The sequence below is a fragment of the Pseudomonas sp. B34(2017) genome, from assembly GCF_002112915.1.
Lineage (GTDB): Bacteria > Pseudomonadota > Gammaproteobacteria > Pseudomonadales > Pseudomonadaceae > Aquipseudomonas > Aquipseudomonas pharyngis.
Genome location: NZ_NEJA01000004.1, coordinates 604,883 through 618,707, shown reverse-complemented (window position 1 = coordinate 618,707; position 13,825 = coordinate 604,883). Strand labels below are relative to the sequence as shown.

The following is a 13,825-nucleotide window of genomic DNA, read 5'->3' as shown; positions in this document are numbered from 1 at the left end:
TTGCCGGGTGTCATCCCGGTTCCGGGCTCAACGTGCCCAGCCACGCCACCAGTCCCACGATCAGAAGCGCAATCATCAGCTCCAGTGCCACGCTGCGGCGCAAGGCATTGGCCGCCACTTGATGCTGCCCGGCGCGCAAAGATTGCTCGAGCAACGGCCCGAGGTGGAAGCGGTTCAACGCGGCCAGCACCAGCATGCCCCCGAACAACGCAACCTTGATCGCCAGCAGAATGCCGTAGGTGCCGAGCAGGACTTCGCCCAGTGTCGGGCCGACGATGAACAGGTAATTCGCCACGCCGGTAATCGAGAGGAAGAGCACAATCGCCGCGCCGACGCCTTCGAAGCGTTTGACGGAATCCGCCAGCGAACGAATGCGCGCTTCGCTGCACAGTGCGTCGAGCCGCGACATCAAGATCAGCGCGAGCATCGCGCCCAGCCACGCACCCGCCGCGAGCAGGTGCAGGATGTCGCTGAGCAGATGCCACGCGTTATCCATCGCGCCGTGTCCGCTCCAGGCCAGAGAGGCGAGGGCGACGGCGCCGGCCATTGATGCCAGCCACAATCCCGGCCAGATCATCACGGCGATCAGCGCAATCATCCGCAGCGCCCACGCCAGCCCGACGTCGGTTTCCAGCACCATCATTTGCAGGTGCGGCCACAGCGCCGCGAACTCCGTTTCACCACTCATGGCGCGGGTCATCAGCACCAGTCCCGCCACTGACAGCAATGCCCCGATCAACGCCATCCCGCGCAGCATCGGCCGAAACCGCAGCACTGCGTCAACGCTGTATAGCCCGAACAACGCCAGCCCGAACAACATCAGCAAATCCACATACAACGCCAGACGCAGGAGGATGTTGATCAGTTCAGCCATCACTCATTTCACTTTGAATGTGACGTTGCCGGTGATCGGGTGCGTGTCCGATGACACCGCGCGCCATTCGACCTTGTAGGTGCCGGCCGGCAGAGGTGCGAGCGGGGTGACGAGCATGGTTTTCGGGTCGCTGCCGGCGCTGACTTTGGCCTTCATCGGCATGGGCGAGTGGGCCATGCCGGGCATTTCGGTCATCACCAGTTTGGCTCCGGAGAATTGGGTCAGCAGATCCTCCGAAAACCGCAGTTCGATCTTGCCGGGTGCCGCGCCGTCGGCACCTTCGGCCGGGGTCGACGACAGCAGTTTCGGATGGGCCTGGGCCAGAGTACTCAGGAGCAAACCGCTGGCGAGGACGAGGGAGATTTTTAATGTGCGCATGCAAGACCTCGGTGTTGTTTTTTGAAGGGATTCAGAACCACAACCGTACGCCGAGGACGAGTCGCGCTTCGCTGCGATCCTCGCCTTCTTCCCGTGCGTAATCGGCGGTGTGGCCGTAGGTGCGGTTCCAGGTCACGCCGATGTAGGGCGCAAATTCGCGGCGGATTTCATAGCGCAGGCGCAGCCCGGCTTCGGTGTTCGCGAGGCCCGAACCGATCCCGCGTTGCGGGTCGTTTTTGCCGTAGACGTTGAGTTCGGCGGTCGGCTGCAGGATCAGGCGATTGGTCAGCAGGATGTCGTAGTCGCCTTCCAGCCGAATCGCGCTCTGGCCGTTTTCGCCGAGGAACGCCGTGGCTTCGGCTTCGAAGTTGTACAGCGCCATGCCCTGCAGGCCGAACGCGGCCCAGGTTTGCGGGGCGCCGGGTTTGAAGTCCTGGCGCACGCCGCTGACCACGTCCCACCACGGCGAAATCGCGTGACCCCACAGCGCCTGGATTTCCGCGTCTTCGGTCTTGCCGTTGCTGCGTTCGCCCTCGGAGCGCAGCCACAGCCGATCGATGTCGCCGCCGATCCAGCCGGACAAATCCCAGGCCAGGGTGCTGGCGTCGTCGGCGTCTTGCCATTCGAGTTTGTCGGCGAGGAAGTACGTGTTGATGGCGCTGTCGTGGACCTGATGCCCGGCGTGGCTGGTGAACACGGCGGCGCGGTCGGCGTCGGTCAGCGCCGGGATAGGTGTGCGGCTTTCGGTCGGCGCGGCGGGCTGCATCATGCCGTCGTCCATGCTTTGCATGCCGGTCATTTGACTGTGATCCATGCCTTGCATGTCAGCCATCCGGCTGTGATCCATGCCCTGCATGTCGCTGGCGGCGAATGCCGGAGCCATCGATAGGAGCGACAACGAAAACGCGGCAAATCGAGTCATGGTCGGCGTCCTCATTCTTCCACCCGCACTTCGCGGAACATGCCCATTTCCATGTGGTACAGGAGATGGCAGTGATAGGCCCAACGGCCGAGCGCATCGGCGGTGACGCGGTAAGTGCGACGGGTGCCGGGCGGCATGTCGATGGTGTGTTTGCGCACCTGGAAATTGCCGTTTTCGTCTTCCAGATCGCTCCACATGCCGTGCAGGTGAATGGGGTGAGTCATCATCGTGTCGTTGACCAGCACCAGGCGGATCCGCTCGCCGTACTTCAACAGCAGCGGCTCGGCGTCGGAGAACTTGATGCCGTTGAACGACCAGGCGAATTTCTCCATGTGGCCGGTGAGGTGCAACTCGATGGTGCGGCTCGGGTCGCGGCCGTCCGGGTCTTCGAACGTGCTGCGCAGGTCGGCGTAGGTCAGCACGCGGCGACCGTTGTTGCGCAGGCCGAGGCCGGGGTCGTCGAGTTTCGGCGCGGTGGTCATGGCTTGCATGTCCACCAGCGGGTTGTCCTTTTCGCTGTCGGGGTGCGACTGCATCGGGCCCATGTTCATGCTTGAGTGATCCATGGCGCTCATGTCCATGGAGCCATGATCCATTCCACCCATACCCATGTCGTCCATGGTCACCAGCGGTCGCGGGTCCAGCGCCGGCACCGGGGCCGACAAACCGGCGCGGGCGGCGAGGGTGCCTCGGGCGTAACCGGTGCGGTCCATGGCCTGGGCGAACAGGGTGTAGGCGTCGGCGGCGGGTTCGACGATCACGTCATAGGTTTCCGCCACGGCGATGCGCAATTCGTCGACGCTGACCGGTTTGACGTGCAGGCCGTCGGCGGCGACCACGGTCATTTTCAATCCGGGAATGCGCACGTCGAAGTAGCTCATGGCCGAGCCGTTGATCAGCCGCAGACGCAATTTTTCGCCGGGGCGGAACAGGCCGGTCCAGTTGTTATCCGGGGCGTGGCCGTTCATCAGGAAGGTGTACGTGGCGCCGCTGACGTCGGCGATATCGGTGGGGTTCATCTTCATCTGCGCCCACATCGTGCGATCGGCGACGGTGGCGCCCCAGCCTTTTTCGCCGACGTCGTGGATGAAATCGCCGACGGTGCGCCTGTGGAAGTTGTAGTAGTCGGACTGTTTTTTCAGGGTCTTCATCAGGCTGGCCGGGTCTTCGTCGGACCAGTCGCTGAGCATCACCACGTAGTCGCGGTCGTAGTCGAACGGCTCCGGTTCCCGGGCGTCGATCACCAACGGCCCGTAGACCCCGGCCTGCTCCTGCAAGCCGGAATGGCTGTGATACCAGTAGGTGCCGTGCTGGCGAACCTTGAACTGGTAGACGTACACGCCACCCGGCTCGATGCCCTTGAAACTCAGGCCCGGCACGCCGTCCATGTTGGCCGGCAGCAGAATGCCGTGCCAGTGGATCGATGTGTCTGTATTGAGCCGGTTGCGCACCCGCAGCGTCACGGTGTCGCCTTCGCGCCAGCGCAGCAGCGGGCCGGGCAGACTGCCGTTGATGGTCAGGGCGGTGCGGGGCTGGCCGGTGAAGTTGACCGGGGTTTCGCCGATGAACAGCTCGAAGTCGGTGCCGCTTAACTCGTTCACCTGGCCAGGGCTGTTCAAGGCCCAGACCGGCGTGCGCCACAGGCCGAGGCCGCCGAGCAGACCGCCGGCGGCGAGGCCTTTGACGAAGGTGCGTCTTGAGGTGGTGGAAGGCATGCGCTGGAAGTCCCCGTTTGACCAATGACGGGGAGGCTAACCAGCGGCAGCTTTCAGCAGGCTGAGGGGCGGATTACAGTTGTGTCAGGTTCAACCTACAAACCGAGACCTTCCTGGACCACCAGCAGCAGGTTGTTTTCCGTCAACGCAATCGCATCCAGCTGTTGCCCGGTTTCGAGCGTCTGCAACCACCAATGGCTTTCACCGTGCTCATCGACCGTGCGCAGCAGCGATGCTTCGCGCCCCGGCAGGACGATTTGCACTCGCCCTGCGCCGTCTTCGGTGAAGCGGGCGATGGGGTCGAACGTCAGGCTGTGGTGGTTGGCTTCGATGATCAACTGGTCGATGGCGTAGTCGTGGGTCTCGCCATCCGAAGAAGATTCGCAAACATGCGTAGGATTGCGCCGAATCTTCAGGCCTACCTCGGTGACCGGTTGCAACCAGCCTTCGATTCGGTGATACAAGGCGTAGACCTGAGCCGGCCAGCAATCGATCTCCAGTTCAGCGCAGGTGATTTCGTCAGCATGGGTGTGCCGGGTTTGTTTGAGTTTCGCGGCGAGTTCGTCTGCTTTACTCATGTCGGTTCCCTGTGGTGATTTCAACTTCATCGTAGTCCTTTCAAAGTAATGCACGTTTTGCCCTGCGTCATGCGCCTGCAACACGGGCATGACTCAATCAGCGTCTGGCCAAGTGATGGTCAGACCACAGAAACCACGGACGCACGCGTCCCAAGGAACGGGAACATGAAAAAGCTTTTTACAATTATGGCGCTGATTGCGCTGACGGTCGGTAGCATCGGCCTGAGTTCGGCGCGCCAGTCGTCTGCCAGCAAGGCGGAATCGGTGGCGGGGGTGTTCGATTACTACCTGCTGGCGTTGTCCTGGTCGCCGACCTTTTGCCTGACCCACAAGAGCGACCCTCAATGCACCGGCAAGGGTTACGGTTTTGTCCTGCATGGCCTGTGGCCGCAATACGCCAAGGGCGGCTGGCCGCAATCCTGCCCACCGCTGACCAACCTGTCGGCCGCCGAAACGGCCAAAGGCCTGACGCTGTTCCCGACCAAAAAACTGCTCGATCACGAATGGAGCAAACACGGCACCTGCAGCGGCCTCGGCGCGATGGGCTATCTGGACGAAGCGGACAAAGCGGTGGGCGCGGTGAAAATCCCGGAAGAGCTGCAACCGTTCAGTAGCTCTTATTACTTCGAAGCGCAGGAAATTGCCGACCTGTTCCGCAGGAGCAATCCGGGCATCCCGTCAGACGGCATCGCCGTCATTTGCAACGGCCCGGAACTCTCGGAAGTGCGCGTGTGCATGGGCAAGGACCTGCAATTCGGCGCCTGCGGCAAGGGTGTGAAAACCCAGTGCCGGGCGGGGGATATTCGAGTGCCGCCGTCGCGTTGACCGGAGCAGTTACCGTCCATGGAAAACAGGCGCCTCTTCAGGCGCCTGTTTTTTTGCATGCGGGTTTGAACAACGCCGCGACTTTGTTCATGCTTGCGCGCCAATGGATGATGACGCGACACCGCAAGGAGCTTTTCATGAGCGGAAAACCCGCTGCCCGAGTGACCGACCCGACCGCCTGCCCATTGCCGGGACATGGCACCAGCGGTAAGAAAACCTTATTGCTTCTTCTATTGACCATCTTGTGTTCAGCTTGCGCTAAAAACCATACGGTCCAGCCTGCAAATCTCAATTTTCTGACTATAGAGAGAAAACCCAGCAGCCTGTATTACGAAATTTACTACGCCTCTGATGTAAACCTTTTGGATCTGTTTGGGAGAGGAATGAGGGAAGGCGCCGCTTCGACAATGTTGGAGTGTGCACTGGGTGACGATCAGGACTTTTCTATCACTAACCGATTCAGATATTCGGCGTACGGACTGATTGATGTAGATGAGACGAACAAAGCCGGCGGGAAATACAACTACGTGACGAGTGCAACTTTAAGGCAAACCGTAAATAACGGTTCAACTCAGGAATTTCTTTCAATTCAGGAGTTGAATGGCCTGTTGTCCGGAAAGCTCCAGGTCCCCTGCAAAGTCGTCATTACCGCCTGGGGCTACAAACCCTACTACTCAAACACCATGAACCTCCCGGTCGCAGACCTGCTGCGCGAAGGTAACAAGTTCTGAGCTCATTGCTAAAAGGGAACATACTTGGGTCAGGGCGATTTTCCACCAGAGAAGTAGGCAGTAAATCGGCCAGCGACTTGCTGCTTGAATCGATCATGGAGATTTCTCGTGAGGTACAAATTTCTTCTATGCATATTTATGGTCATCTGCTCCGGGTGTGCAAAGGATCATGTAAAACCTCCGGCAAATTTGAGCTTCGTGTCTGTCGCAAGAGAACGAACGCTCTACGACGTTCGGTATCAATCGGACGTGGATGTTCTGGATCTTTTTGACCGAGGTGAACGTAAAGGAATGGCGTCGGGTACTCTTGAGTGCGCCTTGGGAGACGACGAAGACTTTGCGGTTGATAAATCAATGCAGTTTTCTGCCCTCGGTTTGATTACCTCGGACAAGGGGCAGGCGAACAAAACGGGATTTTCCTATCTGACCAGCGCGTTTTTGATCGAAACCTCTAGCGATAGAAGTACGGACAGAAATCTGTCAGCGGCCGAACTGAACCAACTCCTCTCTGGCAAACAACAAATCCCCTGCAAAGTCGTCGTCACCGCTTACGGCTACAAACCCTACTACTCAAACACCATGAACCTCCCGGTCGCAGACCTGCTGCGCGAAGTCAACAAGCCCTGAGCTCAGCGCCATTTGGGGGGATCAAGCAAATCCCCCCGCATCCACCCCCAATTCCCCCCGCAGAAACTCCACCAAACCCCGCTGCAATCCACTCAACACCCCCTCGCGACTGACCAGCGCCAGTTCCGTCGGTGGCAGCGGCGGCAAGTCCGTGCACACCCGATGCTCCGGCAACACCGCCGACGCCGGCAGCACCGAAACCCCGAGCCCGGAGGCGACCGCCGCCTGAATGCCGGTCAGGCTGTGGCTGCCGAAGGCCACACGCCATGGGCGTTGCGCCACGTCGAGCAGGCGGATCGCCCGTTGTCGGTACAGGCAGCCCTGGGGAAACAGCGCCAGCGGTAACACGGCACTGGATGAGTCGAACTCAGCACCCTTGACCCAAACCAGTCGTTCCGGCCAGGTCGCCCAGGCCGTGCCGCTGTCGGGTTCGCGTTTGATCAGGGCGATGTCGATTTCGCCGCTGTCGAGGCGTTGGCGCAGGTCGAGGCTCATGCCGCTGACGGTTTCCAGTCGCGCTTGCGGGTGGCTGCGGGTGAAGCCGGCGAGGATCAGCGCCATGCGTCGGGCGTCGAAGTCTTCCGGCATGCCGATGCGCAGGATTTCCAGATCCAGATCGCTGGCCAGGGCTTCGCTGGCCTCGGCCGACAAGGCCAGTAATCGACGGGCGTAGTGGATCAGCAGTTCGCCGTGCTCGGTGACGCTGACGTTCAACCCGGTGCGGTCGCGCAACAGCAGGGCGTGACCGACCAGGTCTTCCAGTTTGCGCACCTGTTGGCTGACCGTGGACTGGGTGCGGTGGACGCGTTCGGCGGCGCGGGTGAAGCTGCCTTCATCGACCACGCAGACGAAGGTTTTCAGCAGTTCCAGATCCAGCATGGCGGCGGCCTCGATATTTGTTTGGCAACTGACAGTCGGCTATTTATTTAATTTCACACTATCACCCCGAGTTCATAAGCTGAAGCCCTCACTTGCAGAGGAATTCCCCATGACCTTGATCAACACACCGCGCCCGCAATGGCTGACATTCGATTGCTACGGCACCTTGATTCAATGGGACGAAGGCCTGCGCGCCGTGGCTGAGCGGATCCTGAGCGAGAAGGGCGAACACCGGGTCGATGCCGGGCGCCTGATCGAGGTCTACGACCGCCACGAACATCGCCTGGAACAGACGCCGCCGCACCGCTCGTTTCGCGAGCTGAGCACCCTCGGCCTGCAACTGGCCCTGGAGGAGCTGGGGCTGGCGAGTGCCAGCGAAGACAGTCAGCGCCTGGCCACCGCGATCCCGCAGATGCCACCGTTCCCCGAAGTCGTCGAGACCCTCGCGCAGCTCAAGGCCAAGGGTTTCAAGCTGTGCATCGTCTCCAACACCGATGACGACATCATCGCCGGCAACGTCGCTCAACTCGGCGGCCATATCGACCGGGTGATCACCGCGCAACAGGCCGGTGCCTACAAACCGGCGCCGCGGCTGTTCGACTACGCTCATGAGCAATTGGGCGTCAGCCGCAATCAGGTGGTGCACATCTGCGCCAGCCCGATGCTCGACCACACGGCGGCCCGCGACATGCATTTTCGTTGCGTCTGGATCGACCGGGGCACCGGTCGGCAGTTGCTGCCGGACTATCGGCCCGACGCGATCCTCAACACGCTGGACGAAGTGCTGCCGCTGTTCTCGTCCCTTGGCTGGTCGTAAAGGAGTTTCGCCATGGCCCATACCCTGACCGGCAGCGCCCGACCCGCGCGTTACGCCTCGTTGAACCTCGACAGCGAAGCCATCATCACCGCTCGCAAAGAACTGGCGGCGTGCTTTCAACTGGCGGCGCTGCACGGGCTGGAGGAGGGGATCTGCAATCACTTTTCGGCGATGTTGCCGGGACACGCTGACCTGTTTCTGGTCAATCCGTACGGCCATGCGTTTTCCGAAGTGACCGCGCACAACCTGCTGATCTGCGACTTCGCCGGCAACGTGGTGGACGGCGAGGGCCAACCGGAGGCCACTGCTTTCTATATTCATGCGCGCCTGCATCAGCGATTGCCACGGGTGAAGGTCGCATTCCATACGCACATGCCGAACGCGACGGCGTTGTGCCTGCTGGAGGGGCCGCCACTGTTGTGGCTGAGCCAGACCGCGCTGAAGTTCTACGGGCGCACGGCGGTGGACGAGCATTACAACGGGCTGGCGCTGGATGAGCGTGAAGGCGACCGGATTGCCGGGGTCATGGGCGAGGCCGACATTCTGTTTCTGAAGAATCATGGGGTGATCGTTGGGGCGCCGACCATCGCCGAAGCCTGGGACGATCTGTATTACCTGGAGCGTGCCGCGCAGGTGCAACTGCTGGCGATGGCCACGCAACGGGTCTTGAAACCGGTGCCGCACGCGATTGCGCAACGGGCCTACGAGCAGATGCGTGAGGGCGATCCGGAAAGTGCGCGGGCGCATCTGTACAGCGCGATGCGGCGGTTGGCGAGGCGGGGGTAAAAGCGAGGAAAACGGACAGGCAAAAATAATTCGCGTCGCAGGTCATCCAATTGCGCTGCGCGCCGATAGCAACAGGGTCGGGATTGTCTCGGTGGCACTTGGTTGCCCCACACAACCCGGTGGGCTACGCTCACAAGAACAAGGGTTTCGGGCTTTTGCCCCTGTCGTACCTGCCCAGGACACGCTTTTGCCTATCCCCATTCACGATCCGCACCAGGCCCCCGGCGGCACCCTCAAGCGTTTGCCCCTGCGCAAGGCGGCGGTGTTGTTCATCGTGGCTGTGTGTCTGAGCCTGTCCGGTCTGTTGTATTTGCAGATCGAACAGTCGCGGCGCCAGGATCTGGCCAACGCACAGGTGTCGTCGGCCAACCTGACCCGGGCCATGGCGCAGCAGGCCGAAGACACTTTTCTGGCAGCGGATCTGGTGCTGACCAGCCTGGTCGACTGGGTTCAGGACGATGGCTATGGCGCGGAGCAGAAGCCGCGCTTGCAGAAAACCCTCGCGCGGCGGGTGCAGCAACTGGAGCAGTTGCACGGCATGTTCCTGTTCGACCGCGAAGGGCAGTGGGTGATTACCTCGTTCGCGGATCTGCCACGCGGCAATGGCGTGGCCGATCGCGAGTACTTCAAGTTTCACCAGCAGAACGTCTCGGCCGTGGCGCACATCGGCCCGGCGATCCGCAGCCGCGAGAACGGCGAGTGGATCATCCCGATCTCGAAACGGGTCAACGACCACGCCGGCAATTTTCAGGGCGTGCTGCTGGCCGGGATCAAGATGTCCTACTTCGACCGGTTCTTCAAAAGCTTCAGCCTGGACGACAACGGCACCATGTTCCTCGGCCTGACCGACGGCACCTTGCTCGCCCGGCGGCCGTTCGACGAGAGCCTGATCGGCACCTCGCTGGCCAAGGGCGAGATCTACCAGAAGTTGCTGCCCAATGCAGCCGCCGGCACCGCGATGATCGATTCGGTGGTCGACGGTGTCACCCGTCTTTATGGTTACCGGCAGCTGGAAAGCTACCCGTTGGTGGTCGCGGCGTCTTCGTCCCGGGACACGATCCTCCAGGGCTGGTATGACCGGGCGTTCCAGTCCAGCGTCATCGTGGCGCTGGTGATGCTCGGCGTGGGGCTGTTCGGCTGGGTGTTCATTCATCAGGTGCGCGATGGCGAGCGGATCGAGAAAAACCTGCGCAAGGCCCAGCGGACGCTGGAGCAGATCGCCACCCACGACAGCCTGACCGGGCTGGCCAACCGGCGTCTGTTCGAGCGCTCGCTGGAGGTGGAGTTTGCCCGGGGCGCGCGGCAGTCGAGCCCGGTGAGCCTGATCATGCTCGATATCGATTTCTTCAAAAGCTACAACGATGCCTACGGCCACGTGGCCGGCGACCATTGCCTGACGCAGGTCGCGCAGGTGGTGAAGAACTGCTGCCAGCGCAAGTCCGATCTGGCGGTGCGCTATGGCGGGGAAGAGTTCGCGGTGTTGCTGCCGGACACCGACATCAACGGCGCGCTGGCGATTGCCGGGCAGATCCGCCGCAGCGTCATGGACAAGCACATCACCCACAGCGGTTCGCCCACCGGTTATCTGACGGTGAGTCTGGGCTGCTACTCGTTTATTCCGCTGGGCAACGACAGCCCGGAGCTGTTCATCCAGCGCGCCGATGCGGCGCTGTATCAGGCCAAAAACGCCGGCCGCAATCGTGCGGCCGTGTTGTCGATGGACGTCGGTTTCGGCGAATTGCTACGTTCGGATCGCTGACAAAAAACGATAGGGTTCAGACACAGGCCAAGGCGTTCACCACGGCCTGCTCTTGTTCGTTCAGCCGCCAGTGCCACCGCCGGCACCGCCCGTGCCGCCACCGGCCGAACCAGTGCCCCCGCCTGCTCCCGAACCCGAACCGCTGGCGCCGCCATTGGTGCCGGTGCCGCCCCCCGCGCCGCTGCCGCCGGACGGCGCGCCCGGCGTATTGTCCGGTGGCATCGGCGAGCCATTGGTCGAGCCGGATTTGGTGCCCGTGGCATCGGCGCCGTCGTTGGCGGCGAATGTTGCGGCTGAGCCTGTGGCCAGCAGGCCGATCAACAACAGCGAGGTGAGTTTGCGCGTCATCATGGTCTGTCTCCAGAAAGGGGATTACCTGATATTGGTCAAACGCGCCGAACCCTTGGTGCCGGCCGGATGACGAGCGGTCAGAAGTCCACGGTGGCCGACACCTTCAGCGTACGCGGCGTGCCCTGGGTCAGGTAACCGCCGTTGGCCGAGGCCCAATAGGCTTCGTTGGCGACGTTCTCCAGATTGGCCCGCAGCGTGATCTGCTTTTCATCCAGTTTGAAGGCATAGCGCGTGCCCAGGTCGAAACGGTTCCACGCCGGAATGCTCTGGGTATTGGCCGCGTTCAGGTATTGACCGCCGGTGCGCAACATCCGCGCGCTGAGGGCCGCGCCTTCGAGCCCCGGAATGTCCCAGTCGGCGCCGAGGTTGAACTGGAAGCGCGGCACCCCGACGGCACGGTTGCCGTCATTCACGCCGTTGCTGCTGCCTTCCAGTTCAGTCTTCATCACGGTTGCGCCGCTGAGCAGGCGCAGACCGTCGAGCGGTTCGCCGTAGACGTTGAGTTCCACGCCTTTGTTGGTCTGCTGGCCGTCGACCCGGAAGATCCCGTCCTGGGTGTAGCTCGACGGTTGCTCGATGCGATAGACGCCGAGGTTGGCGCCGTAGCTGCCCATGTCCAGCCGCACGCCGGCTTCGATCTGTTTGCTGCGCACCGGGGCGAAGGTTTCGTCGCGGTTGATTGCTGTGGTCGGCGGGGTTGGGCCCTTGGCCAGGCCTTCGATACGGTTGGCGTAGAACGACACGTGTTCCCACGGCTTGATCACCAGGCCGTAGACCGGGGTAGTAATCGACTCTTCATAACTTGAGGTGCGGGCGCCGGTGGCGGTGCTCCAGCCGTCGACTTTCAATTCTTGGCGACGCACGCCGAGGGTCAGCAGGATGCGGTCATCGACGAAGCCGAGGGTGTCGGAAATCGCCTCGCTGCGCAGGGTGTTCTTGCCGGTGATGCGCGGGTCGCTGATGTCGCTGGCGAACGAGGTGGGCGCCGGGCGCGGCTTGTCGGTGACGTTGTACAGGTTGGTGCTGTAGCGCCCGGCGGTGCCGATGGTTTCGAACGCCGAGCGCTGCTCGCCCCAGATGCCCGCCCAGCCGAGGTTCAACTGGTGCGTGACGGGGCCGGTGTCGAAACGGCCGTTGAGCCCGGCCATGGCACTCTGGTTGTCTTCGTCGTGGGGTGAATAGAGCATGCCGCCACGGGCGCTGCCGTTCAGGTCGGTAACGGTCAGCGACGAGTAAACCCCGTTCTCGCGGGTGTGCTTGGCGCCGCCGGACACGTAGGCCGTCCAGTTGTCGTTCAGGTCGTACTCGGCGCGGGCCATGCCGAAGGTGTCTTCGAGTTGCGAATAGCTCCAGCTCTGGGCATAGCTGGCGTTGGCGTGCGGCACCTTGGGGGCTTTGGTCAGGCTCGAATCGACATAGACCACCGAGCGGCCCTGGTTGATGACCTGCTTCTGATAGCCAAAATCGGTCGAGACCCGCAGGCGATCGCCGCGATAGTCCAGGCCGACGCTGAACAGCGACGAGCGCTGGTCTTCGTCATCGACGGCGGTGTCGCCTTCGCGCTGCATCAGGTTGACCCGCGCGCCGAAGCGGTTGTCCTCGCCAAAGCGCTGGCCCAGATCCAGATGCCCGCCGACCCGACCGTCGGCGCTGTAATCGAGGGTGACACTGCGGGTCGGCGTGTCCATCGCGCGTTTGGGTTGCAGGTTGATCCCGCCACCGATGCCGCTGCCGCTCGGGGTCACGCCGTTGACGAATGCATTCGGGCCCTTGAACAGTTCGACCCGGTCCAGCGCTTCGACGGCGATGATCTGCCGGGGCAGCACGCCATAGAGGCCGTTATAGGAAATGTCATCGGAGGCCAGCGGCAGGCCGCGGATCATGAACATCTGCGAGAAGTTGCCGAAGCCGTTGGACTGGCGCACCGAAGCATCGTTGAGCAACACATCGCCGACGGTCTGGGCCTGCTGATCGGCCATGGTCTTGGCGGTATAGCTGGTGACGCTGAAGGGCAGGTCGTTGACCTCCTGGTTGCCGAGCATGCCGATCTGCGCGCGGCGCGCGACCTGTTCGCCGCCGTAGGTATCACCGCTGTCGTCGCGCAGGGCGCTGACGTTGGTGGCGCCCAGTTCCAGCGCGCCGTCCGCCGCGACTTTCGGGGCCACGGTGTAACCGTTGTGGCCGGTGCTGATCAGCTCGAAACCGCTGCCTTCCAGCAACCGGGCAAAACCGCTCTGTGCGGTGTAGCTGCCTTGCAGGCCGGGGCTCTGGCGATTGCCCAGTTGCGCCGGATCGAACGACAGCGGCACGCCGACGCTGACCGCAAATTGCGCCAGCACATGGCTGAGCAGGCCGGGACCGATGTTGACGCTGCGGCTGGCGCTTTCACTGACGCTGTCGGCGGCGTGGGCGGCGGTCGGCAGCAGCGCGCTGAAGGCCAGGGCCAGGCTCAGGTTCAGGGCCTTGAGCGCAAACGTGGCGGGGCGGGGCGATGGCATTGCGGTCATTCGGTGTTCCTGTCGGGGGCGTGGAATGGGAAGGTCTATCCACTCACCGGACGAGAAACGAAAAGGTATCAGTGAA

14 protein-coding genes are annotated in these 13,825 nt (G+C 62.2%); 6 read left to right on the top strand and 8 right to left on the bottom strand.

Annotation, left to right across the window (positions count from 1 at the left end; translation table 11 throughout):
* Window positions 1-10: 10 nt before the first annotated feature.
* The 5 genes from copD to CAF80_RS16230 all read right to left on the bottom strand — a co-directional run bounded on the left by copD (window position 11) and on the right by CAF80_RS16230 (window position 4,467).
* Window positions 11-874, bottom strand: a complete 864-nt coding sequence (gene copD, locus CAF80_RS16250) for a copper homeostasis membrane protein CopD (protein WP_074689206.1) — start codon at window positions 872-874, stop codon at window positions 11-13.
* A 3-nt stretch (window positions 875-877) separates the two neighbouring features.
* Window positions 878-1,252, bottom strand: coding sequence for a copper homeostasis periplasmic binding protein CopC (gene copC, locus CAF80_RS16245; protein ID WP_011335143.1), 375 nt, complete (start codon window positions 1,250-1,252; stop codon window positions 878-880).
* A gap of 31 nt (window positions 1,253-1,283) precedes the next feature.
* Window positions 1,284-2,174, bottom strand: coding sequence for a copper resistance protein B (locus CAF80_RS16240; protein ID WP_085667462.1), 891 nt, complete (start codon window positions 2,172-2,174; stop codon window positions 1,284-1,286).
* Window positions 2,175-2,185: 11 nt separating this feature from the next.
* The gene (locus CAF80_RS16235; RefSeq protein WP_074689202.1) at window positions 2,186-3,889 is read right to left on the bottom strand and encodes a copper resistance system multicopper oxidase; all 1,704 of its coding nucleotides are present in this window, start codon (window positions 3,887-3,889) and stop codon (window positions 2,186-2,188) included.
* 95 nt (window positions 3,890-3,984) lie between these two features.
* The gene (locus CAF80_RS16230) at window positions 3,985-4,467 is read right to left on the bottom strand and encodes a hypothetical protein (RefSeq protein WP_064598036.1); all 483 of its coding nucleotides are present in this window, start codon (window positions 4,465-4,467) and stop codon (window positions 3,985-3,987) included.
* Window positions 4,468-4,632: 165 nt separating this feature from the next.
* Between CAF80_RS16230 and CAF80_RS16225 the strand changes: the two genes are divergently transcribed.
* The 3 genes from CAF80_RS16225 to CAF80_RS16215 all read left to right on the top strand — a co-directional run bounded on the left by CAF80_RS16225 (window position 4,633) and on the right by CAF80_RS16215 (window position 6,650).
* Window positions 4,633-5,292 (top strand): ribonuclease T2, encoded by a 660-nt coding sequence (locus CAF80_RS16225; RefSeq protein ID WP_074689200.1) that lies wholly within the window; start codon window positions 4,633-4,635, stop codon window positions 5,290-5,292.
* A 137-nt stretch (window positions 5,293-5,429) separates the two neighbouring features.
* A complete protein-coding gene (locus tag CAF80_RS16220) occupies window positions 5,430-6,023 on the top strand; it encodes a hypothetical protein (RefSeq protein ID WP_237233729.1) in 594 nt (197 codons plus the stop codon).
* 138 nt (window positions 6,024-6,161) lie between these two features.
* Window positions 6,162-6,650 carry a hypothetical protein gene (locus CAF80_RS16215; protein ID WP_371855537.1) on the top strand — a complete coding sequence of 163 codons (489 nt, stop codon included), beginning with the start codon at window positions 6,162-6,164 and terminating at the stop codon, window positions 6,648-6,650.
* Window positions 6,651-6,671: 21 nt separating this feature from the next.
* Here CAF80_RS16215 and CAF80_RS16210 read toward each other — a convergent pair whose 3' ends face one another.
* The gene (locus CAF80_RS16210) at window positions 6,672-7,529 is read right to left on the bottom strand and encodes a LysR substrate-binding domain-containing protein (protein WP_039770296.1); all 858 of its coding nucleotides are present in this window, start codon (window positions 7,527-7,529) and stop codon (window positions 6,672-6,674) included.
* A gap of 109 nt (window positions 7,530-7,638) precedes the next feature.
* Here CAF80_RS16210 and CAF80_RS16205 point away from each other — a divergent pair, with 109 nt between their 5' ends.
* The 3 genes from CAF80_RS16205 to CAF80_RS16195 all read left to right on the top strand — a co-directional run bounded on the left by CAF80_RS16205 (window position 7,639) and on the right by CAF80_RS16195 (window position 10,891).
* Window positions 7,639-8,346 carry a haloacid dehalogenase type II gene (locus CAF80_RS16205; protein WP_039770295.1) on the top strand — a complete coding sequence of 236 codons (708 nt, stop codon included), beginning with the start codon at window positions 7,639-7,641 and terminating at the stop codon, window positions 8,344-8,346.
* 12 nt (window positions 8,347-8,358) lie between these two features.
* Entirely contained in the window at window positions 8,359-9,132 is a 774-nt protein-coding gene (locus tag CAF80_RS16200; RefSeq protein ID WP_085667463.1) for an aldolase, read from the top strand.
* Between the two features lie 187 nt (window positions 9,133-9,319).
* A complete protein-coding gene (locus tag CAF80_RS16195; protein ID WP_085667464.1) occupies window positions 9,320-10,891 on the top strand; it encodes a GGDEF domain-containing protein in 1,572 nt (523 codons plus the stop codon).
* Window positions 10,892-10,951: 60 nt separating this feature from the next.
* Here CAF80_RS16195 and CAF80_RS16190 read toward each other — a convergent pair whose 3' ends face one another.
* Window positions 10,952-11,242 carry a hypothetical protein gene (locus tag CAF80_RS16190; protein ID WP_074689191.1) on the bottom strand — a complete coding sequence of 97 codons (291 nt, stop codon included), beginning with the start codon at window positions 11,240-11,242 and terminating at the stop codon, window positions 10,952-10,954.
* A 77-nt stretch (window positions 11,243-11,319) separates the two neighbouring features.
* The gene (locus tag CAF80_RS16185; protein WP_085667465.1) at window positions 11,320-13,749 is read right to left on the bottom strand and encodes a TonB-dependent receptor; all 2,430 of its coding nucleotides are present in this window, start codon (window positions 13,747-13,749) and stop codon (window positions 11,320-11,322) included.
* Window positions 13,750-13,825: the final 76 nt, after the last annotated feature.

Excerpts from the sequence above, each read along its gene's own strand:
- copD (WP_074689206.1), bottom strand. The coding sequence starts at position 874 with ATGGCTGAACTGATCAACATCCTCCTGCGTCTGGCGTTGTATGTGGAT.
- copC (WP_011335143.1), bottom strand. The coding sequence starts at position 1,252 with ATGCGCACATTAAAAATCTCCCTCGTCCTCGCCAGCGGTTTGCTCCTG.
- CAF80_RS16240 (WP_085667462.1), bottom strand. The coding sequence starts at position 2,174 with ATGACTCGATTTGCCGCGTTTTCGTTGTCGCTCCTATCGATGGCTCCG.
- CAF80_RS16235 (WP_074689202.1), bottom strand. The coding sequence starts at position 3,889 with ATGCCTTCCACCACCTCAAGACGCACCTTCGTCAAAGGCCTCGCCGCC.
- CAF80_RS16230 (WP_064598036.1), bottom strand. The coding sequence starts at position 4,467 with ATGAGTAAAGCAGACGAACTCGCCGCGAAACTCAAACAAACCCGGCAC.
- CAF80_RS16225 (WP_074689200.1), top strand. The coding sequence starts at position 4,633 with ATGAAAAAGCTTTTTACAATTATGGCGCTGATTGCGCTGACGGTCGGT.
- CAF80_RS16220 (WP_237233729.1), top strand. The coding sequence starts at position 5,430 with ATGAGCGGAAAACCCGCTGCCCGAGTGACCGACCCGACCGCCTGCCCA.
- CAF80_RS16215 (WP_371855537.1), top strand. The coding sequence starts at position 6,162 with ATGGTCATCTGCTCCGGGTGTGCAAAGGATCATGTAAAACCTCCGGCA.
- CAF80_RS16210 (WP_039770296.1), bottom strand. The coding sequence starts at position 7,529 with ATGCTGGATCTGGAACTGCTGAAAACCTTCGTCTGCGTGGTCGATGAA.
- CAF80_RS16205 (WP_039770295.1), top strand. The coding sequence starts at position 7,639 with ATGACCTTGATCAACACACCGCGCCCGCAATGGCTGACATTCGATTGC.
- CAF80_RS16200 (WP_085667463.1), top strand. The coding sequence starts at position 8,359 with ATGGCCCATACCCTGACCGGCAGCGCCCGACCCGCGCGTTACGCCTCG.
- CAF80_RS16190 (WP_074689191.1), bottom strand. The coding sequence starts at position 11,242 with ATGATGACGCGCAAACTCACCTCGCTGTTGTTGATCGGCCTGCTGGCC.
- CAF80_RS16185 (WP_085667465.1), bottom strand. The coding sequence starts at position 13,749 with ATGACCGCAATGCCATCGCCCCGCCCCGCCACGTTTGCGCTCAAGGCC.